19 protein-coding genes are annotated in these 20426 nt (G+C 40.3%); 7 read left to right on the top strand and 12 right to left on the bottom strand.

Going from position 1 to position 20426, the window contains the following annotated elements:
• The 3 genes from EV282_RS20330 to EV282_RS14480 form a co-directional block, all read right to left on the bottom strand.
• Positions 1–217, bottom strand: a 217-nt coding sequence (locus EV282_RS20330) for a hypothetical protein (RefSeq protein ID WP_165389476.1), incomplete at its 3' end; no start/stop codon positions are given.
• Between the two features lie 187 nt (positions 218–404).
• Positions 405–779 (bottom strand): hypothetical protein, encoded by a 375-nt coding sequence (locus EV282_RS14485; RefSeq protein WP_130296474.1) that lies wholly within the window; start codon positions 777–779, stop codon positions 405–407.
• 18 nt (positions 780–797) lie between these two features.
• Positions 798–1262, bottom strand: a complete 465-nt coding sequence (locus tag EV282_RS14480) for a GNAT family N-acetyltransferase (protein ID WP_130296473.1) — start codon at positions 1260–1262, stop codon at positions 798–800.
• A 174-nt stretch (positions 1263–1436) separates the two neighbouring features.
• Here EV282_RS14480 and hmpA point away from each other — a divergent pair, with 174 nt between their 5' ends.
• The gene (hmpA, locus tag EV282_RS14475; protein WP_130296472.1) at positions 1437–2663 is read left to right on the top strand and encodes an NO-inducible flavohemoprotein; all 1227 of its coding nucleotides are present in this window, start codon (positions 1437–1439) and stop codon (positions 2661–2663) included.
• Between the two features lie 490 nt (positions 2664–3153).
• Positions 3154–3633: a hypothetical protein gene (locus tag EV282_RS14470; RefSeq protein WP_130296471.1), complete on the top strand. Its 480-nt coding sequence runs from the start codon at positions 3154–3156 to the stop codon at positions 3631–3633.
• A gap of 39 nt (positions 3634–3672) precedes the next feature.
• Here EV282_RS14470 and EV282_RS14465 read toward each other — a convergent pair whose 3' ends face one another.
• On the bottom strand, positions 3673–3996 hold the full coding sequence (locus tag EV282_RS14465; protein WP_130296470.1) for a hypothetical protein: 324 nt from the start codon (positions 3994–3996) through the stop codon (positions 3673–3675).
• A gap of 142 nt (positions 3997–4138) precedes the next feature.
• Here EV282_RS14465 and EV282_RS14460 point away from each other — a divergent pair, with 142 nt between their 5' ends.
• The gene (locus EV282_RS14460; RefSeq protein WP_130296469.1) at positions 4139–4630 is read left to right on the top strand and encodes a lactoylglutathione lyase family protein; all 492 of its coding nucleotides are present in this window, start codon (positions 4139–4141) and stop codon (positions 4628–4630) included.
• Positions 4631–4922: 292 nt separating this feature from the next.
• Here the strand turns inward: EV282_RS14460 and EV282_RS14455 are convergent, their stop codons facing one another.
• From EV282_RS14455 to EV282_RS14435, 5 genes are all read right to left on the bottom strand, one after another.
• Positions 4923–5954, bottom strand: a complete 1032-nt coding sequence (locus EV282_RS14455; protein ID WP_130296468.1) for a hypothetical protein — start codon at positions 5952–5954, stop codon at positions 4923–4925.
• On the bottom strand, positions 5955–6908 hold the full coding sequence (locus EV282_RS14450) for an ABC transporter permease subunit (protein WP_130296467.1): 954 nt from the start codon (positions 6906–6908) through the stop codon (positions 5955–5957).
• Between the two features lie 122 nt (positions 6909–7030).
• Positions 7031–7549 (bottom strand): DinB family protein, encoded by a 519-nt coding sequence (locus EV282_RS14445; RefSeq protein ID WP_130296466.1) that lies wholly within the window; start codon positions 7547–7549, stop codon positions 7031–7033.
• 17 nt (positions 7550–7566) lie between these two features.
• Positions 7567–8208, bottom strand: coding sequence for an alpha/beta family hydrolase (locus EV282_RS14440; RefSeq protein WP_130296465.1), 642 nt, complete (start codon positions 8206–8208; stop codon positions 7567–7569).
• 37 nt (positions 8209–8245) lie between these two features.
• Positions 8246–8725 (bottom strand): GyrI-like domain-containing protein, encoded by a 480-nt coding sequence (locus tag EV282_RS14435; RefSeq protein ID WP_130296464.1) that lies wholly within the window; start codon positions 8723–8725, stop codon positions 8246–8248.
• A gap of 261 nt (positions 8726–8986) precedes the next feature.
• Here EV282_RS14435 and EV282_RS14430 point away from each other — a divergent pair, with 261 nt between their 5' ends.
• Both EV282_RS14430 and EV282_RS14425 read left to right on the top strand, forming a co-directional pair.
• Positions 8987–10339, top strand: a complete 1353-nt coding sequence (locus EV282_RS14430; protein ID WP_130296463.1) for a glucoamylase family protein — start codon at positions 8987–8989, stop codon at positions 10337–10339.
• A gap of 281 nt (positions 10340–10620) precedes the next feature.
• Positions 10621–12246 (top strand): acyl-CoA dehydrogenase family protein, encoded by a 1626-nt coding sequence (locus EV282_RS14425; protein WP_130296462.1) that lies wholly within the window; start codon positions 10621–10623, stop codon positions 12244–12246.
• Between the two features lie 203 nt (positions 12247–12449).
• On the opposite strand, the gene EV282_RS14420 is transcribed toward EV282_RS14425, so the two are convergent.
• The 3 genes from EV282_RS14420 to EV282_RS14410 all read right to left on the bottom strand — a co-directional run bounded on the left by EV282_RS14420 (position 12450) and on the right by EV282_RS14410 (position 15534).
• On the bottom strand, positions 12450–13292 hold the full coding sequence (locus EV282_RS14420; protein ID WP_130296461.1) for a carbohydrate ABC transporter permease: 843 nt from the start codon (positions 13290–13292) through the stop codon (positions 12450–12452).
• Positions 13293–13308: 16 nt separating this feature from the next.
• On the bottom strand, positions 13309–14193 hold the full coding sequence (locus tag EV282_RS14415) for a carbohydrate ABC transporter permease (protein ID WP_130296460.1): 885 nt from the start codon (positions 14191–14193) through the stop codon (positions 13309–13311).
• 90 nt (positions 14194–14283) lie between these two features.
• Positions 14284–15534 (bottom strand): sugar ABC transporter substrate-binding protein, encoded by a 1251-nt coding sequence (locus EV282_RS14410; protein WP_130296459.1) that lies wholly within the window; start codon positions 15532–15534, stop codon positions 14284–14286.
• A gap of 380 nt (positions 15535–15914) precedes the next feature.
• Between EV282_RS14410 and EV282_RS14405 the strand changes: the two genes are divergently transcribed.
• Positions 15915–19253 carry a GH36-type glycosyl hydrolase domain-containing protein gene (locus EV282_RS14405; RefSeq protein WP_130296458.1) on the top strand — a complete coding sequence of 1113 codons (3339 nt, stop codon included), beginning with the start codon at positions 15915–15917 and terminating at the stop codon, positions 19251–19253.
• A 54-nt stretch (positions 19254–19307) separates the two neighbouring features.
• The gene (locus EV282_RS14400; RefSeq protein WP_130296457.1) at positions 19308–20273 is read left to right on the top strand and encodes a LacI family DNA-binding transcriptional regulator; all 966 of its coding nucleotides are present in this window, start codon (positions 19308–19310) and stop codon (positions 20271–20273) included.
• Positions 20274–20426: the final 153 nt, after the last annotated feature.

Below are 20426 nucleotides of genomic sequence, written 5' to 3'. Positions count from 1 at the left end.
AAGCAAAAGAGTCTTGTTTAGAAGCAAGAGTATCTAGGCGATTGCTGAACTCTTCTTGTTTAGAAGCAAAAGAGTCTTGTTTAGAAGCAAGAGTACCTAGTCGATTGCTGAACTCCTCTTGATTAGAGGTTAAAGCACCTTGAACATTTTTAATATCGTTAATATCATATCGAATTTCTTTTATTTCGGTAAGGATCAGTTTTAGAGTATCTTCCATCTCAAATAGCTCCTCTACAATAAAAATAGTATTTTCAGTATAACACCTGTTACTTTTTTATTGAGTACCTAAAATACAGAAAATGTATGGTAATGATTGCAAGGTTGGGCTTTACAGATGTTGTGGTCTGCTTAAAAAGGAGTATGTTTTTTAGTGATTTCAGGCAAAGGGACACAAATACTAGCTTTTACTGTTTTATTGTCGTGTGCTCTGAAACAAACTCTCCAAACAAAATGTGATCAAGAGGGGCAACATGAGCAACAAACTCATTTAATAGCTCGTTTACTTCTTCGTCAGAATCAAAGTCTTCCATGGTGATACGGGCATGTTCCTCTGACTGGAAGCGCAGCAGTCCAATCCAAAGTTCCTCTTCCTCTTTTACATCGAGTTTCTCTGGAATTAATGATATTCCATAGTTTTTTGAAGAGGGGGATAATCTAAAGATTTGCTCTGTCACTCCTCCATATTCCTGAAATTTTTTATTCGTTTTCGCTGATATCTCCAGGAACTTTTCTTTTGCTTCAGGTTTGATCTTATAAAGATAGACAAGCAGATGCGCCATTTCCTAACCTCCTATATATTATATAAGTTCTTTATGTACAACTTCACGGTTAACGAGAAATCCTGTTTTTTTATAGAAGTTTCTCGCAATCGTATTGTCAATCCAATAATCGAGTTCGATCTTGTTAACACCGAGTTGTTTTCCAAGTTGTTCGATATAAGCTATAACTTGTGAACCCGCTCCGTTATTGCTGTTGTTTTTATCGATGCTGATCTGATGGATGTATAAGGATTTAGAGGCTTTTTTAAACGGAGTCTCTGCTGAATCGCGAAGGGTCATCCATACATAACCGATTGGATTTGATTCTTCTTTTACAACTAAAAATATTTGGGCAGGATCTTTCATGATATCTTTATAAAAATCACGAATTGGTTCAAAGTTATAAGGTGTAAAGTACTCAGGGAAAAGTTCAACGTGGACATCCTGAACGTTTTTATTAAGTTTAGCTACTAATTCATAATCTTGTGTTTGAATGATTTCCATGAGAGATATCCTTTCGAGCGCTTTATGGCTTTTTCCAATTTTATCATATTAAGAGGTTCAGCTAACACCTGATTTTGTTCACAAAACGTCCAAAGGAAATGTGATTTAAATCACATTCCTACCTCTCGAATTCTTTTACGATAGAGTTGTAAAAAGAACTGAGGGGGAATTGACATGTTACAAGCAAGAACGATTGAGATCATTAAGTCAACCGTACCTGTATTAGAAGTCCACGGAGAAGCAATTACTTCCCGTTTTTATCAACTGCTCTTTACGAAGCATCCAGAACTTTTAAATATTTTTAACCACGCAAATCAGAAAAAAGGACGCCAGCAAGCAGCACTTGCAAATGCTGTTTATGCTGCAGCTGCCAACATTGATAAGCTTGAAATGATCATTCCAGTTGTAAAGCAGATCGCTCATAAACACAGAAGTTTAGGGGTAAAACCAGAACATTATCCAATTGTTGGTGAAAATTTGCTGCAAGCAATAAAAGATGTATTAGGTGATGCTGCAACAGACGAAATTATCAACGCGTGGGCCGAAGCATACAGCGTGATCGCTGATGCATTTATCGGAGTTGAGCGTGACATGTATGAAGCAGCAGAACAGCAAAAAGGCGGATGGGAAGGATTCAGAGCATTTGTTGTTGCTGACAAAGTGGAAGAGAGCAGTGTAATCACATCCTTCTACCTAAAACCTCAAGATGGCGGCCAAATCCCCGAATTTAATCCTGGACAATACGTGAGTGTAAAAATGGAGATTCCAGGTGAAACGAACACACATATCCGCCAGTACAGTTTATCTGACTCACCAGGAAAAGAGCATTATAGAATTTCTGTAAAAAAAGAAGCGGGATTAAATTCTCCAGACGGTATTGTATCTGTTTATTTACATGAAGGTGTAAAAGTGGGAGATGTTCTATATTTAAGTGCACCAGCAGGAGATTTTTACTTAGACACTGAGAGTGCGAAACCAGCCATTCTGATCAGTGGGGGTGTTGGTCTCACTCCAATGGTAAGTATGCTGAAAACAGCGGCAGAAAAACAGCCTAACCGTGAAGTGACTTTCATTCATGCGGCAATCAACGGCCAGACACATGCATTAAAAGAGGAAGTTAAAAAAGTGGCAGAAGATGCTGAGAACATCTCAACTTATTTTGTTTATGAAAAACCATTAGAAGAGGACTTTGGATACGATCAGACGGGCTATATTGCTGAAGAATGGCTTCGCAAAGTGCTGCCATTAAATAAAGAAGCAGAATATTATTTCTGCGGTCCTGTTCCTTTCATGCAGGCAATCAATCATGCACTGCAAAAGTTTAACATTAAGAAGGAAAATATTCATTTTGAATTCTTCGGACCTGCAAGTGATTTAGAAAAAGAAAAAGTAAACGCATAAGAATGACAAACACCTTCCTGATCTGTATGGAAGGTGTTTTTTATGTTGAGATCCAGCGCTGAAAGCTTTTTAATAGGGATTTCCTTTTAAACAATAGCACGGTTATTAAAAGGATTAAGCTAATAGCGGTTATCCAGGCTCCAAGATAAATTCCACCAAGCGTAAAATATATGCTGATCTTCGGTGCGAAATAAATCCATCCAACGATCCCTAAAGTCCCAACACATAGATTCAACATTATGCTTATGAAAAAATGTGGGACAACCATTCCAGTATGCTTTACCATAAACGCAGCGTATTTGTAGCTTAGAGGCAGACCAGATATAAGGAACAAGACATAGAAAATAATATTTAAATCGGCTTCACTGAGCAAGAAACCACTCCTTTTATATCTTTTTATTCCACTTTTAAGAGGAACATTCCTTTCTGTTTTTCTGAAGTGAAACGCATTTGGAAAAGATATCGTCTAACGTTAAAAGGGGTGCTGAGGATGAAAATTAGATTTTTATTATTCTGTACGCTGATATGTTCAGCGATTCTATTTACAGGATGTTCTGCCAAAAAAGAACCGATAGACGGTAAAGTTTCTGGGTCGGTGTTTGAAAAAGTATATTCACTAATCGGGAGTCAGCCGATAGGTTTTGATTTAAAGAATACGAAAATTGATTGGGTGAAGGATTCGTATAATGAAATTCAAACATTAGCTGATCCGTGGCTAGAAACGTTATCGCCCGCATATGAAGTAAACAAATTCACATTGAAAAAATATATCCATATTTATTACAGTAATCCTTATGATAAGAATGAAAACCTTGATTTATTCATACCGTATCCGAATGATAGGGAAGCTCATAAAAACATCATCCTTAAAGGGGAAGACAACGGAACGACGAAATACTACGTGTTTGAGGGCGGAAAGAAGGAAACGGCCGCTTTAGTAGATTGGATGAAAGAACATGAACCTAATTAAGCGTGCAAAAAGGGCATGGGGATGCCCTTTTTTACTTTTTTATAACGCGTAAGGCATAAAATTAGGAAAAGGATGTTTCGATTCCTCTAGAGACGAGAGGCTTTTGATTTCAGCAATTTCCATAATATCATTCCAGACCTTCATCACGACTTGGGATTCGTGAGCAGCATCTTTTGCTTGTTCTGATCGCCACTCGAAGATCTCAATGACCGTGCCATCTGCTGATACAGCACGAATGGGTTCACGTGAAGTAATTAGATTTTCTGCGTCTAACGTTTTAATATGGATCTTTAAGACTTCGGTCAACTGTTTTTCTTTTCCCTCATGTGGCTGGTAGAGCGCCATTGTTATTAGTTCAGACATCGCGTTTCCTCCTGTAATAAGGCTGATTTCTTTACGTTTTGTTTATTCCTATTTTATCATAGGAAACATGTCTTAAAGAGGATTATACAGTTTGACTTTTGTGAAGACTGTTTTACAGACTAGCCGTAAAAGGAGAGATACGATGAGATACCCGCGTTCTTTTTCTCATATCGGACTATCCGTTCCTGATGTAGAAAAAGCAGTGAAATTTTATGAAGATGTAATGGGCTGGTATACCATTATGCAGCCAACCGTTATAGAAGAAGATGACAGTCCGATCGGTGAGATGTGTACAGATGTATTCGGTCCAGGATGGAAGAAGTTCCGAATCGCCCACATGGCGACATCCGATAAGATTGGAATCGAGCTTTTTGAATTCGAAAACAATGAAAAGCCTGAAAATAACTTTGAATATTGGAAAACAGGTATCTTTCATTATTGTGTGCAGGATCCCGATGTTGAAGGACTTGTTGAAAAAATCGTCGCACACGGTGGAAAGCAGCGCATGCCGATCCGCGAATACTATCCAGGAGAAAAACCGTACCGAATGGTGTATTGTGAAGACCCATTCGGTAACTTAGTTGAAATCTATAGCCATAGCTATGAGCTGACCTATTCAGATGGTGCTTATTAGGCAGAAAAAATGATGATTCCGGTTGGAATCATCCTTTTGTATGGTGTAAATTCTTTGGTGTCTTTTTGAGGGAGACAATTGAATGAAATAGACTAAATAAAAAGACACATAAAAGGTAATAAATGGTTAATCCCACGTTAATTTCAAAATACCCACGTTATTTTAAATAATCCCACGTTAAGCAATCAAAATCCCACGTTAATTTTTATTTATCGAATTTTCGACATCTGGCAGACAAAATATTGGTAAAAAAAGCACATGCAGGTAATCTTCCGCACGAGCCATCAACTTTTTACCCATCAGTCCCGGTCTTCATGATCTTTTCAAATTGTTCCTCGGTAAGCTTTTTTGCAGGAACAGGCTGTATCTTTTTACGACGGCTGAGACGGCGTGTTTTGGTATAAGAACCTTGAGCAAGATACTGTTGTTTCATCGCTTCGACCATGAAGTTAAGCGCGAGGATCGAAACGGCAAATGCAGCGAGCGGCGTGTAAATCACCCAAAGATTGCCTCGAATCTCATATATATAAGCACCGATCATACTGGACCACTCGTTAATCATGGACACGGGCAGTGTATTGTTGCTAAGGGGTTCTAGCGTGATAATATCCATCCCGCCGATAAAAACCTTTAAAACCCCCAAATGAGCGACGAGCAAAAGAGTAGAGATTAGTTGCTGACTGTACAAGATTCCTAGACGCGGCCTTAGAAATGGGAGTACATGTTTAAAGAGAGTATGAAATCTCCCGCCACCGAGTACTTTGACAGAAGAGATAAATTCATTTTCCAAGAACTTTTTCGTCTCGCTTGCTACCGTAATCATGAGTGGTGGTACAGCAATTACAACAAGTATGGTTATCGCAAAAATCGTCTGTTCATCACGTGGGAGTGACCACGTGAAAATCTGCAGCACAGGAAAAAGTATAAGATAAGCAATAATAGTTGCAGGAGCATAATAGAATGCTTCGAAAAGTTTGTTTAGCAATCTAAGTATGGATTTAGGCAGCTGACTAAACAAAAGACCTAACAAAGTTCCGATTAATAGTCTTGCAAATGCAATTAAAAAGGCAAAACCTAACGTATACTTCGCTCCATCGAGCACTTTATGAAGCATACTTACACCGAACCGGTCTGTTCCAAGTGGCATTTCCTCAAACGGTGCAATGGGGACTGAATCGATCGGTGTGTTATTTTCATCATAACGAATTTGCATAACAGGCTTTTCTTTGTCGGGTACATAATAGGAATAAATAATGCTTCCGAAAAAAAGTGTGATAATGATAAGGAATCCGGTCAAGAATAGTGGGCTTTTCCATACAGACATCTATGCCGCCTCCTCTTCATTACGACCAAGTCGAAAGTTTATCGTATAAGAGATGACTGTAAAAATGATATAGAATGGAACGAACATCAACAGTACACTTACCGTTACCACATCAGGCGTTGTAGGCCCATTATTAAGCATGAACTGTGTGATACCTGGGATCGCCATTATATATTCAACAATAAAGAGCGTTGAGATCATTAGCCAATAGATTGTCTTTGTATGATAAAAAAGGCTGATCAAGGAATTTCTTAACATGTGGACATAAAGAATGAATGAATATTTTATTCCTTTTGCTCGAGCAAATTCAACATAGACTTTGGAATCTTCATCATCGAGTAAAAAGAGCAAAGTCCTCACGATGAACAATGTAGGCAGTATGGCTAAACAAAGAACAGGTAGCAAGAAAATCGGTTCTTGTTTGCTATGAACTATAGGCATAAGAAGTTCCCCTGTGTTTCGGTAGACGAGGATAATCATGTATTGAATCATCGTTATTAAAAAAATATCTGGCAGAGATTCTAATGAAAAGAAGAAAAAGCGAACCGTTTTTTGAATTCTGTCAGGTAAACTTTTAATAAGTAAAGCGAAAAATATGGCTGCACCAACAGAAAGGAAAAAAGCACTTACAATCAATTTAAGTGAGAAATAAAAATAAGGTAATATAGTAGGGAATAAGTATTTCACCTGCTGGCTTTCATAGTATTCTACATTTGAAAATGTAAAGATTTTTCCCATCAATATACCAATCTTGTTAAGATAAGCATCAAAAAATAATCCAAGGTCCTGATTTAAAAACAGTGCGTTCTTAATGGCCCCAGATTGCAATAACCGAGCAACAGCCTCAATGCCTTGTACATTGCTAAAAAACAAATAAGGCAGTGCTCCAATAAAAAAAACACCGATTATAGGCAGCAAGAAACTAAGCCCATGCCGCAGGACAGAGACAACCATGAAATTTTCCCCCTCAAACTTTATATCTCTCTCTTTTATCTAATAAAGTTAATTAGTTCGACAAAAACCATAATTTCCCTTTGGATTTATAAAAAAACGCTGCCAAGTTGACAGCGTTCATCTTATTTCAAAATACTTAAGTAGGCTTGCCATGGTCCAACGTCTTTTTTATAACGATTTGCCATGATCCTTGTAATCTGTGAGATGTGCGTTAAGTCATGAACCGCCCATGTTGAGAGCAATTCTCTTAATCTAACAGGTCCGAATTCTGGGTGTCTGGCCGTTTGTTCAAAATCTGTCACACTGCTAAGCTGATTTCTCAGTTTTACGAGACTTTCTTCCCGGCATTGCTTAAACTCCAGCAATAGCTGCTCTATGTTCTTTTCACTTTGAGATAAATGAGCAAAACGATCAAAAGGTGGAAAAGTATAATCCTCACCTTTTGTCAGAATCATATTCATACGCGGGATCCAGTTCACCTTTTCTCCTTCAATAAGATGAGCGACAACCTCAAGGACGTTCCATGTGTCACCGCCTTCATTACAAGTTAACCAATCAGAAGAAAGACCAGTTAGAAGGGAGGAGAGCGTTTCAGGTGTGCGTTCCAATAGCTCGATAGCTTCATTGATTTTAAAATTCATAGAAGGTATCCTTTCTATTAAAATTCATTGATCATCTTTACTACTCTTTTAACTAAATCGATTGATTCGAGTGTTTGACCATCGATCTCTAGTGCATGATCTGCTCCAGGGGGAATAAAGTAGTCTATGTTTCTATTTGTCTGTAATTGTTCTAGGCTTTCTTTATTGTAGAAAGAATCCCTGTCTCCAATCATACATAATCCTTTATTTTGACTATTTAACATGGTCTCGAAAACATTTTTCTCTTTCAAATGTGGTGTTAGCCAAACCGTTTTAGCCTTTTGCAAAGGGGCAAAGTTTAAAGCTTCTGGCATCGCCAAACATCCAAAGGATTTACCTACAAGATAATAAGATTTATAATCTTCATCATATAAAGCTTCATGCAGCACTGTCATCACATCTGATGCCAAAGCACTTTTTACTTCCTCAAATGTAAAGTGGTCATACGGATCCGTGTGATACTCATAGTTTATATGCAGTACGTCATACCCCCTATTTAAATATGCCCCTGTTGCGAAGTGGAGTATAGGTGATTTAACGGTATAGCCCATGCCTGGAAGAACGATTGCCAATCCTGTTGGGTTTTCAGATTTATTTAAAAACGCATAGGGAACTTTCATTTCTTTGTAGCCTTTTACAATCCCTTCACGTACCTTCATTTCTATCTTTTGCCCCCATTCGTTAATAAAATATTAATTATAATATCGTATCGAACAATTGAACCTTTAGCTGATCTTTGTTCTTATAATCCAAAAATCGCTCGATATGCCATCTATTAAGTGCCCTTGTATAGTTATTTTTTATGATCCATTCATGCAGCTTTTCATAACTGTTTCTGATGTCATGGTTTGGTCCTTCATGTGTGATCATCGCATATTTTTGCGGCGGAACAGTCAGTGAGACCATATCTTCAGGAATGTCCTCATATTTATTGACTTGAGCGCAAACCCAATACCCATCTTCATTTTCAGAATCGGCATCCACAATAAAGGCACCGATTTGATGATCAGGTGAGATAATATGCTTAATTTCCATTATCCGATCTTGTAATGCATGAGATGCTTTCGGTATCTCGTTTATGTACTGATCACCATCACAAAGAACTCGAAAGCCTACTAACTTTATTTCTTCCAACTGTTGAACGCTGATTTTATCTTGAAGTGTATTTTCGGTCATAAAAAAACTCCTTTCATAGGTCTGTTATATCTCTTCTATAAAGATGACTTCCATCCTTTTATTTCCTTATGATAGGTATTTCGAATATTTTTCCTTATATTTTCAATTTAATAATCCCTTTGACCTGTTCGCTTCTTGATTCATATACACCAAATGACCGAATCTTGTGAAAGGTACTTATCTTGGTTCTCAGTACATGTTAAAATGTTGGTGAAACGTTTCGATTAACGGTGATTTTATTACTGAAAGGGGCAGCATCTTATGAAACCAGCAAAGGTAATAAGCTTTCTTTTAATATTTAGTCTTTTTGCGAACCTGTTTGTAACACCGAAAACCACAGCAGCTGATCTCGGGAAAGACCTTGCTTTTCAGGTGGAATTGAAAGCGATTGCAAAGAAAACGTATAAATTTTATCAAGACCATACAGATCCGGTAACAGGGATGACGTATGACGAAACACGTTATACAGCAGATGGTAAGAAGGATGCGACACACACATCTCCAACGAACATCGGAATGTACATGATGAGTACGGTTTCTGCTCAGCAGTTAGGAATTATAACGAAGGATGAGGCAGTAAAAAGAATTCAAGTAACGCTGAACACACTTGAAAAACTGGATAAATGGAACGGACTATTTTATAACTGGTACAACACGAAAGATGGATCGTTAAAAACAGACTGGGGACAATTCATCTCTCAAGTAGATAACGGCTGGCTGTCCGCTGGTCTGATTGTGGTCGGACAAGCATATGATGAACTCAACCCTCAAACGAGCAAGCTGGTTGAGAACATGAATTACACGACCTTATACGACCCAGAAGTAGGCCAGTTCCGCGGTGGATATGATGTTGCTCAAGGAAAACTGACGGATCACCATTACGGACTGTTCAATACGGAGCCGCGTGTCGCAAGCTATATCTCCATCGGAAAAGGTGATGTTCCAAGCGAACACTGGTGGAAGATGTACCGTACGATGCCGAAAGAGTGGGATTGGCAGGCACAAACTCCAGAGGGACATGATGCTGTTTATGATGGAGTTACTGTATTTGAAGGACATTATGAATACAACGGAGTAAAGTTTGTACCGAGCTGGGGCGGAAGCATGTTTGAAAGCCTTATGCCTGGAATCGTTTTAAAAGAGAAAGACTTAGGGAAGAACGCTTTAGGATTGAACAACGCACGTCACGTTGAGCTTCAGCAGGCATTTGCAGAAGAAAAAGGGTATCCTGCTTGGGGATTCTCGCCGGCAGCAACACCTGACGGATACAGTGAATTCGCAGCAACACCACTAGGAACGTCTGGATACAAAGATGGCGCGACAGTAACGGCTCATGCTTCCTTCCTCGCCCTTGCTTATGATCCGGAAGCGGTTCGTAAAAACATCAAGGCATTAAAGGAGTTAGACACTTACAGCACGTATGGCTTTTACGATTCAGTCAATGTTGAAACGGGTGAGATCGCAAAAGCGTATCTTGCACTGGATCAGGGGATGATCATGGTATCCATCGCAAACTATTTAAAAGATGGCGTAATCCGTGACTATTTCCACCAAGATCCAATCGGTAAAAAACCAGAAGAATTGCTTGAAAAAGAAGTATTTTCGATTAAATAAGCAAGATGAGCACCCTTTTCCTTGTGGATGAGGGTGTTTTTGGTGTGAAGAAGCTGCTGGAGATCATCTTGTGCGTGGAGCGAGCCAGGTCTTGCGTGAAAGTAAGAATTCCTGTGTGGAACGAGAGAATTTTTGCGTGAAAAAATAAGTTCGTGCGTGAAACGAAAGAATTCCTGTGTGACCGTGTTACAAATAAAAGAACACGTACCGTAAACAAAAGGGATTGAGGTAATTTAAGCGAACTAAGTCATAAAACCTACTAATGAAAAGGAGTGACTTTCATGAACGCTACCTCACAAGAACAAATCCAAAAAGGAAAGAACACGTATACGTTCGAAGATTTTCTGCAAAAACGCCAAAGCCTTGATTGGTACCGCGATGAACCTTTTTTACAACAAGCGGTGCAAAATTTTACTGGAGCTGAATTTCAATCTATTAATCATGCGGTCCTCTCATTTTCGTCGACCGTTTCTTCAAAATGGAACCGTTTGGCTGAGCAGAACGCACGGCCAGAAGTTCGCCCTTACATGGCTCATTATGATGCATTCAATAATCGTATCGATCGGATTGTCCGTCCAATGGAAATGCATCAGCTTGAAAAAGAAGTTTTTGGTGAAGGACTTTTTTCTGACAAAATGAAACCTTGGGAAAGCTTTGTAAAACGAATGCTGATCCACCAGCTTGGGGAGGCGGGTGTTGCTTGTCCTGTGACTTGTACGATCGGACTCATCGCTTTACTTGAGGAATATCCGAACCAAGAGCATCCTGAACTTCAAGAAATTTTGCAGCACACAAAAGAGGGGCTAGACGGTGACTTTGCAATTGGTGCTCAATTCATGAGTGAGATGCAAGGAGGATCCGATCTGCCAGCCAATGTTCTAGAAGCAGTCCCAGACGGGAAGAACTATCGCCTGTACGGAAACAAGTTTTTCTGTTCAGTAGCACACGCAGATTATTCAGTGGTCACGGCAAAAATTAGTGGATCGGATAAAATATCAACTTTCATTGTTCCATCCTGGCTGCCTGGCGATAAAGAAAGTGAAAAAAGAAACGGCTATCAAATTAATCGAATCAAATGGAAGATGGGAACAGCCGAGCTACCGACAGGAGAGATTCAGTATGATGGTGCGCTTGCTTATCCGATCGGACCAGAAGGAAAAGGAATTGCTGTTGCAGTCGGTATTGTTCTCACTTTATCCAGGCTTGAAATTGGTATTGCTTGTGCTGGCTTCATGCTTCGTGCAGCGCGAGAAACGAAGTTATATAGTGATTTTCGGACAGTTTTTGGCAAAAAGGTAAAGGAGTATCCTCTTTCGGCAAGAACACTGAAACGCATTGAGAATGCTGCTGAACGGACGACCGCAGGTGCTTTTAAGATATACGATCTATTCCTGAAGCTGGATCGGCCATTAAATCCTGGCATACCAAATGACCGGCCGCTTGAATTAAGAAAACAGCTGTTCAACTTAAGAGAACTTGTTTTATTGCAAAAGATCTGTACGACCAATGAAGGAGCGGAAGTCCTGCGTGATGCGGTTTCCATTTTTGGCGGGCACGGTGTGATGGAGGAATTCTCTTCGTTGCCGAGGATCTTCCGTGACGTTGTGGTTAATGAACAGTGGGAAGGGCCTCGGAATCTTTTATTGACGCAGATATATCGTGATATTCAAAGAGTGGCAGGCTGGTACCCGCCTGGTGATTTTGTTGGGAATGTTCTACAAGGAGCAACAAAGGAAACCATTGAGGATTATACGGGAAAATTAACCGATTTACTTCAAAAACCAGTATGCGGGGACGTATCAGACGAATCAATCCAAGCTGCCGAAGAGTGGGATGTGTTTTGTGATGGTTTTTTTAAGGTTTATCAGACGGTAGCCCTTCAAGAAATTACTAATGAAGCAAAATGAAATAGTGTTTGAGCGAAAAGTGGTGTTTTTTGAGTGTAGCTAGCTCATTTTGAGCGAAACTCCACTACTTTTGAGCGTAGATTAGAGATTCTGAGCGAAGGTCGGAAATTCTGAGCGAACGTGTAACAAATATAAGAACACGTACCGTAAAAGTTCCGATATATTAAAGAAAGGGCTGACATTAAATAGTCAGCCCCTTCGTATTATTTCATACCCGAAATGGTATAGCCTTCGATAATGTGCTTTTGGAAGATGATGAAGATGATCACGATCGGTACGACCATGAAGGTTGAACCAGCCATCTGCAGAGCAAAGTTTCCGCCGTATTGTCCTTTTAATAGACTTAATCCTACAGATAATGTGTACAAACTCTCATCGTTCGCGATGATCAAAGGCCAGAGGAAACTATTCCATCCAGCGATGAATGTCAGGATTCCCTGCACCGCCATGATTGGCTTTGAGATCGGAAGGATAAGCTGCATGAACACGCGGAACTCACTAGCTCCATCTAACCGGGCAGCTTCAAGCAGCTCGTCTGGTATCGTAGACATAAACTGTCTAAATAAGAAGATGCTGAATGCGCCGACTAAACCAGGCAACACGACACCAGCCATCGTGTTCGTCAATCCCATCTGATTCAAAATCAAGTAAACAGGGATCATCGTAACCTGACCAGGAATCATCATCGTCGCAAGCACGAGATAGAAGAGCTTATCTCTGCCTTTGAACTTGTATTTTGCAAAAGCATATCCAGCCATCGCGTTAAAGAAAAGTCCGACAAAAGAACAGAGGACAACGATAATTGTATTTTTTAAATAAACACCAAAGTTCATGTTTTCAAACAGATAGACGAAGTTTTCCGCTGTGAACGTTTCAGGCCACAATGTTGGTGTGAGCTGAAGGACTTCACTTTCAGGTTTGAAAGCGGAAAGGATCATCCAGATAAACGGAATGGCAACTAGCAATCCGCCAAGTGTTAAAACGATTCCGGCTATCCATTGCTGTGTTCTGTAAGCTTTTTTAGCATCAGATACTTTTGTTTTCATGTTCTCACCTCACATCTTAAAAGTCGGTTTCTTTCTTTTGCAATCTGAACTGAATCATTGTAATGATGATAATTGCGATAAATAAGACAAATGATCCGGCAGCTGCATAACCGAAGTTACTTAGCTGGAATCCATTGCGGTAGATAAATAGCGCAACGGAAGTCGTACTGTCTAATGGACCACCTTTTGTCATAACAAACGGTTCTTCGAAAAATTGAATCCAGCCGATCATCGTGGTAATTGATACAAAGAAGATCGCATAACGAAGCAATGGAATCGTAATTTTCGTAAGCTGTTTCCAATTGTTCGCACCATCAAGCTGTGCTGCTTCGTAATATGTCTTCGGAATTCCTTGCAACGCAGCGAGGAAGATGATCATGTTAACCCCGATCGCACGCCAGACAGCAAGGGCGATCAATGAGCCTTTCGCGATCGTTGGATCCTGCAGCCAAGGAATAGCCGGAATGCCGACAAGTCCCAATAGATAGTTAAACAAACCGAATTGCGGGTTATAAAGGTACGTCCAAACAACAGCTACAGCGACTACGTTCGTAATTGAAGGCATATAAAAAACGAGTCGAAAAGCTTTAAAAATTCTTGCTGTACCAAAGTTGATCAATAGTGCAATTCCAAGTGAACATGCTATTACAAGCGGAACACCGAACACTACATAAAAGATGGTGTTGCCGATCGATTTTAAGAAGATCGGATCTTTAAATATATTTAAGTAATTTTCAATTCCTATAAAGCTGATGTTTGAATAATCAGCTAAACCAGCAAGGTCGATGTCGGTAAAACTAATCACCAATGCAACAACAATCGGGAAAAGAGAAAATAAAGCCAATAGAATAAGAGCCGGTCCTATAAAGAGATAAGGAGTTGTTTTTGAATAGCTTTTCATGTTTTTCACATCCTTCAAAGTTCCCCAAGTCTAACAATAAAAAGGTAACGAGCAGGATCAGCTGCTCGTTATACCTTTGTTAAACCGGACTTATTTCTTTAAAATCTCTTCTGATTTCTTGTCGAAAGCATCCATCTCTTTTTGGACGTCTGCTCCGCCGCGGTAAATTTTCTCAAAGCTCTTCAAGTACGTTTGAGCGATTTCTTCCCATTGCTTAATGACAGGCATCGGCTGTGAGTTCTCCATTTGCTCACCGAACGCTTTGTAATACTCGTTGCCAGTAAGGGATTCATCTTCCCAAGATTTTTGTGCAGCTGGAAGAGAGTTAGTCATTTCCATCCACTTCAACTGTGTTTCTGGTTTACTCATAAACGCTGCGAATTTCAATGCTTCTTTTTCATGCTTCGTGTGTTCAAATACAGATAAGTTAGATCCGCCAAGAGCAGAAATATTGTTCTCTTTAGCAGGAAGTACGGCTGTTGACCATTTTCCTTTTAAGTCAGGTGCCTGGTCGTTGATCAGCTTGATCATCCATGGTCCACTGATGAACATCGGAAGAATACCGTCTCCACGGAAACCTTGGATAATGTCCATGCCAAGCTCTTCTTTAGGTGCTGCTCCGCTTTCATAGAAGCTGTTCAAGTACTCCACTGCTTCAACGAATTTAGGTTCGTTGAATTTAGGATCGTTGTTTTCACCAAGAAGTTCAGCACCGTTTTGGCGGGCAAACATGAAAGATAAACTTTGTTCTTTCGCATCGATTGAGATCCCGTAATTTCCTTTGCCACGGTCAGCCAGCTTGTCCGCAGCATCTTTCAGCTCATCCCAAGTCTTTGGAGCTTCATCGTAGCCAGCTTCTTTAAGCAGATCAGTACGGTAGTAGAGTACACGAGTGTCAACGTACCAAGGTACACCAACCATTTTATCTTCGTATTTAGTCGTTTCAACAGAACCTTCAAAGAAGTTGTTTGGATCTAATTCAGGATAATCTTTCACGTGAGGCGTTAAGTCTTTTAAAGCTCCTGCTGAAGCGAATTCAGGAATCCATGTTGTTCCCATCTGAAGAACATCTGGTCCTTTTTTTGATGCAACAGCTGTTAGAAGTTTATCGTGTGCTTGATCCCATGGAAGAGCTTGTACTTTTACATCGATCTTCGGATTTTCTTTTTCAAATTCTTCTACGATCTTAGGAAGGGATTTTGCTTCTTCTCCCATACCCCAAACTGTTAAAGTTGTTTTTCCTTCGCTTGAATCGTTTGAGCAGCCTGCAAGTGCTCCAGAAAGTACTAATGCTCCAACCATTGAAGTAACCATTGACTTCTTAAACCAATGTTTTTTCATGTGTGTTCCCCCTAAATTTTTGCTTATATAGCGGTTTTGAACCACCTGCAATAAAAGCAATTCTTTTTTAATATACCCTGAAATTTTTTGAATTTACTGTTGAAACGTTTCGATAAGCACATTATAATTCAACTTGTAATCGTTTTCAACACAGAATTTTTAAAAGATGATTAAATTCCATTTTCTGTTGAAAACAAAAGGGTTTTACCTTTAATTCGTTTGGAAGGTCCGTATAGCTAAATTGACACACTTCCAAAAATAAGCTTATAATCGCCTTGAATTAGATAGAAACGTTTCGATAACTGTAATTATTAAGATTCAAGTCATCAGGTATTAAACAAGATAGTAGAAGTTACTTAATAGGAATAGAGGGATAATCTATGGAAACGATGACAACGGGAAACTTTGAGATTAAAGCTGGCGATTTTCGAGTTGCTTTTTTAGCTTCGGGTGATATTTTTGAAGTTTCTCATCATGATACGATGATCAATCAATGGATGAGCAACCCGGTCGACGGCGCATTGAACAACTTATATCTGCGTTTATTTCAAAATGATGGCATCAAAGTAACGCCGCTATTAGGTGTTCATTCAAATAGTTCGGTTTCACATACTGACTCACAAGTGACCTGGAAAGGATCCTTTGAAGGTGTTTCTTATACAGTATCTTTCACTTTATCAGAAAAAGGCATCTGGTTTTGGGATGTAGAGTTAGATGGTTCGGATGTAAAAGCAGATATCATCTATGGACAGGACGTTGGTCTTGCTCACAGAGGAGCCGTTCGTACAAATGAAGCGTTCATCGCTCAATATGTCGATCATCGTGTTTTTGAAAAAGAAACGTTAGGATATGTCGTTTGTTCTCGCCAGAACCAGCCGAACGGTACTGCATTTCCGTATCTGCAGCAAGGTTCACTGACAAAAGCGACGGGATATGCGACAGATGGTTTCCAATTCTTCGGCCGTTCTTACAAAGAAACGGATGTACCACAAGCACTTTATGAGGAGAATCTTCCGAACGAAGTCTATCAATATGAGTTTGCATATATTGCTCTTCAATCAGAAACCGTTGAACTGCAAGGAAAAGAACAGTTTGTCTTTTATGGCTGCTTTAAAGAGGATCATCCAGAGGCGATTTCTTCCGTTGAATATACATCAGAAGTACTGGATGCGTGGAAAGACGTGCAATCTCAAAGTGCAAAAGAAGCGATTTCTCTTCCAAAAGTAAGTAAAAATAAAGCGTTTGCAGGAACATTAAAAACTGCAGATCTAACGATTGAAGAAGTAGATCAGTTGTTCCCGGAAAGAATTTTAGAAGAATTTGAAGGGGACACTCTCCTGTCTTTCTTCACACCGACGTATGAACATATTGTTTTAAAAGAGAAAGAAAGAATCGTAGAACGTCCGCACGGGCACATTCTCGTAACAGGCAACAACGTTCATCTAAAAGAAGATACGATCTCGACAACTTCATATATGTACGGAATCTTCAACTCTCAGCTGGTTGTGGGGAACACTTCGTTTCATAAGATGATGACGAATGCGCGTAATGCACTGAATGTGATGAAGACATCAGGCCAGCGCATTTATGTTGAACTCGACGGCAAACTTCAGCTTTTGACGATGCCATCACTATTCGAAATGGGCTTTAACTACACACGCTGGTTCTACAAAACAGATGATGAAATGTTTATCATCACAAACTTCACAACGGTCGATTCACCTGAAGTGGAGTTGCAAGTGAAGACACAGAGCGGGAAGAAATACCGCTTCGTCGTAACGAATCAAATATCCATGAACAATCAGGAATACGAAGTGCCTTTTATAATGGAAAAAGAGGATGATGTTCTGACGTTCACAGCAGATGCTTCATCCGACAGTGCAAAAACATATGAAAACTTGAGCTATCGAATGAAAGTAACTGGGGCAGAAATGCAAGTGACGGATGAGACGATCTTTGGGGAGAATATCGAACCACTGTCAGCTTCGCTCGTTGTTTGTGATCTAGCTCCAACAAGTGAATGGACGGTTACAGTCCAAGGCCTTATCGACGGGAAGGCGATTCCTTTTACAGAAAAAGAACCGGATCTAGAAATCGAGCGTTACCGTGAATTTATCCGAAACACGAATCGCGGCTTCCATTTATCAAAAGGCGGGGAAGAGACACCAGAGCTTCAGAAGATGAACGCATTGGCACACTGGTACACGCATAACATGCTTATTCATTATTCGGTTCCACACGGTTTGGAGCAGTATGGAGGAGCAGCTTGGGGTACACGTGATGTATGTCAAGGACCGACTGAATATTTCTTGGCGACACAGCATTATGACGCAGTAAAAGAAATCCTGCTGACTGTCTACTCACATCAGTACGAAGAAACAGGCAACTGGCCGCAATGGTTCATGTTCGATCAGTATTTCAAGATCCAGCAAGAAGAATCTCATGGTGACATCATCGTTTGGCCGTTAAAAGCTGTGACTGATTATGTAGCAGCTACAAACGATTTTTCGATTTTAAATGAAGAGATTCCTTATACAGACAGTTCGTTCGGCTTTACAGAAGAAAAAGCAACATTGATGGCTCACATTCAAAAGCAGATCGATTATATGAAAGCGAACTTCTTGCATGATACGCACCTTTCTTCCTACGGTGACGGGGACTGGGATGACACGCTTCAGCCGGCAAACCCGCAGCTGAAAAAATTCATGGTGAGCTCATGGACAGTCGCTTTGACGTATCAAGTGATGACTCAGTTCTCACAATTAGTGAACAATGTGGACGAAGAGAAGTCTCGTGAATTAGGCAAGCTTGGTGAAAACATTAAGTCAGATTATCAAAAATATATGCTGAGTCATGATGTTATTCCTGGATTTGTCTATATGGAGAATGCAGAAGAACCGAAACTTATGCTGCACCCAAGTGATAACACAACAGGAATCAACTACCGATTGCTTCCGATGACACGCAGTATGATCGCAGAGCTTTTAACTCCAGAACAAGCAGCACAGCACCTTGACGTGATCATGGAAAAGTTTTATTGTCCGGATGGTGTGAGACTGATGGATAAGCCAGCACATTACAAAGGCGGTGTCAGCACACACTTTAAGCGTGCTGAACAAGCTTCAAACTTTGGACGAGAGATCGGGCTGCAATACGTTCACGCTCACATCCGTTTTGTAGAAGCGATGGCGAAACTAGGCAAAACAGGTGAGGTCTGGAGCGGTCTAGAAAAGATCAACCCAGTCATGATTCAAGAAGCGGTTCCAAACGCAGAGAGACGCCAGAGCAATGCCTACTTCAGCAGTTCAGACGGTGATTTCAAAACGCGTTATGAAGCGCAGGAACGTTTTGGCGAGCTGAAAGAAGGCAAGGAGAAAGTAAAAGGCGGATGGCGCATCTATTCATCAGGTCCTGGAATCTATATGAACCAGCTGATCTCTAACTGTTTAGGGATTCGTCCGCATGGTGATCTTCTCATTATTGATCCTGTACTTCCAGAAAACATGGATGGACTGGAATTTGAATACATGCTTGATGAAAAACCTGTAACTTTTATTTATCGTAATCGTATAAAAGAAAGCCGTCTTGTCGTTAACGGTAAAGATGTGAAAGCAGAAACGTATCAAAACCTTTATCGTGATGGTGGATTAGTCTTAAATCGTTCCGAATTAGTAAGAGAATTAACGGAAGACAAGAATACGGTGGAGATTTATTCATAATCATTCGGTATAATAAAGGAAAACGTTTACAGAAAGAGATAGGAGAGAATTTCGTTGGTAAGTATTAAAGACATTGCGAAAAAAGCAGGTGTTTCCATATCCACGGTCTCCTATGCCTTAAACGGAAGTCCGAAAGTAACGAAGGAAACATCTGAACGCATACAGGCAATCGCGAAAGAACTAAATTATATTCCAAGTGCCGCGGCACGTTCTTTGAAAAAGAGAGAAACCAAGATTATTGGCATCTATCTGACGAATTACAGCGGTGCGTTTTACGGCGAACTTCTTCAAGGGATGATGGAAACGCTCAGCAAAAACGGCTACGAGCTGATCGTCTGCAGCGGTAAAGAATCGCACCGATTCTTACCGGAGCGTATGATCGACGGGGCAATCATTCTGGATGCGACATACGAGACGGAGGAATTGCTGAGCCACGCTGAGCGCGGCCACAAGCTTGTCGTGATGGACCGTAGAATGGACCATCCGAACATCTCTCAAGTACTGCTCGACAACAAAGCGGGTGCAACCCTTGCAATCGACCATCTAGCTGAAAAAGGTCACCGTAAGATCTATGTTTTGAAGGGTCCAGAGATTTCGTTTGACGCTCGTCAAAGGCTCGAAGCTGTACAAAAAGCCGTGCAGCGTTATTCTCAGGTAGAGTATATTGAACTTGATGGAGATTTTAACAAGCCATCAGGTGAGGCTGCGGCAAAGAAGATTCATCAGGAATTTTCGGAGCCAGTCGGAGTATTTTGTCTGAACGATGAGATGGCGATCGGCATGTACAACTATTTTAGCCGGACGAACCTGCGTATAGGAGAAGATGTTCATATTATCGGATTCGATAATATTGAAGTATCTCAATATATCCAGCCGAGACTCGCAACCATCAACTATTCGAAACACAAATGGGGATCGCTGGCGTCAGAACTGCTGATCAACCTTATAAAGAAGAAAAAGCCCGAACACGAACGGATCAATGTTAGTTTGATAGAGGGAGATTCGGTGAGAAACCGATAATTTTTATTAAAAAAGCTGCCTTAACGTACATTTTATGTGCTTATGAGGCAGTTTTTTTCTGTTTCAGTGGATCGTGGCCGAGCTTTTCACTCCTGAATTTTTCCGAAGTTCACTTGTTCACTCACTGAGCGCCGGCATGTCTGTTAATTCTTT

Source organism: Fictibacillus sp. BK138 (assembly GCF_004216955.1).
Taxonomy (GTDB): Bacteria; Bacillota; Bacilli; order Bacillales; family Fictibacillaceae; genus Fictibacillus.
This window is presented reverse-complemented; position numbering and strand designations above follow the sequence as displayed.

Coding starts and splice junctions, on each gene's coding strand:
- EV282_RS14460 (WP_130296469.1), top strand. CDS start 4,139: ATGAGATACCCGCGTTCTTTTTCTCATATCGGACTATCCGTTCCTGAT.
- EV282_RS14425 (WP_130296462.1), top strand. CDS start 10,621: ATGAACGCTACCTCACAAGAACAAATCCAAAAAGGAAAGAACACGTAT.
- EV282_RS14450 (WP_130296467.1), bottom strand. CDS start 6,908: ATGGTTGTCTCTGTCCTGCGGCATGGGCTTAGTTTCTTGCTGCCTATA.
- hmpA (WP_130296472.1), top strand. CDS start 1,437: ATGTTACAAGCAAGAACGATTGAGATCATTAAGTCAACCGTACCTGTA.
- EV282_RS14465 (WP_130296470.1), bottom strand. CDS start 3,996: ATGTCTGAACTAATAACAATGGCGCTCTACCAGCCACATGAGGGAAAA.
- EV282_RS14430 (WP_130296463.1), top strand. CDS start 8,987: ATGAAACCAGCAAAGGTAATAAGCTTTCTTTTAATATTTAGTCTTTTT.
- EV282_RS14470 (WP_130296471.1), top strand. CDS start 3,154: ATGAAAATTAGATTTTTATTATTCTGTACGCTGATATGTTCAGCGATT.
- EV282_RS14485 (WP_130296474.1), bottom strand. CDS start 779: ATGGCGCATCTGCTTGTCTATCTTTATAAGATCAAACCTGAAGCAAAA.
- EV282_RS14410 (WP_130296459.1), bottom strand. CDS start 15,534: ATGAAAAAACATTGGTTTAAGAAGTCAATGGTTACTTCAATGGTTGGA.
- EV282_RS14440 (WP_130296465.1), bottom strand. CDS start 8,208: ATGAAGGTACGTGAAGGGATTGTAAAAGGCTACAAAGAAATGAAAGTT.
- EV282_RS14435 (WP_130296464.1), bottom strand. CDS start 8,725: ATGACCGAAAATACACTTCAAGATAAAATCAGCGTTCAACAGTTGGAA.
- EV282_RS14405 (WP_130296458.1), top strand. CDS start 15,915: ATGGAAACGATGACAACGGGAAACTTTGAGATTAAAGCTGGCGATTTT.
- EV282_RS14420 (WP_130296461.1), bottom strand. CDS start 13,292: ATGAAAACAAAAGTATCTGATGCTAAAAAAGCTTACAGAACACAGCAA.
- EV282_RS14455 (WP_130296468.1), bottom strand. CDS start 5,954: ATGTCTGTATGGAAAAGCCCACTATTCTTGACCGGATTCCTTATCATT.
- EV282_RS14445 (WP_130296466.1), bottom strand. CDS start 7,549: ATGAATTTTAAAATCAATGAAGCTATCGAGCTATTGGAACGCACACCT.
- EV282_RS14415 (WP_130296460.1), bottom strand. CDS start 14,193: ATGAAAAGCTATTCAAAAACAACTCCTTATCTCTTTATAGGACCGGCT.
- EV282_RS14480 (WP_130296473.1), bottom strand. CDS start 1,262: ATGGAAATCATTCAAACACAAGATTATGAATTAGTAGCTAAACTTAAT.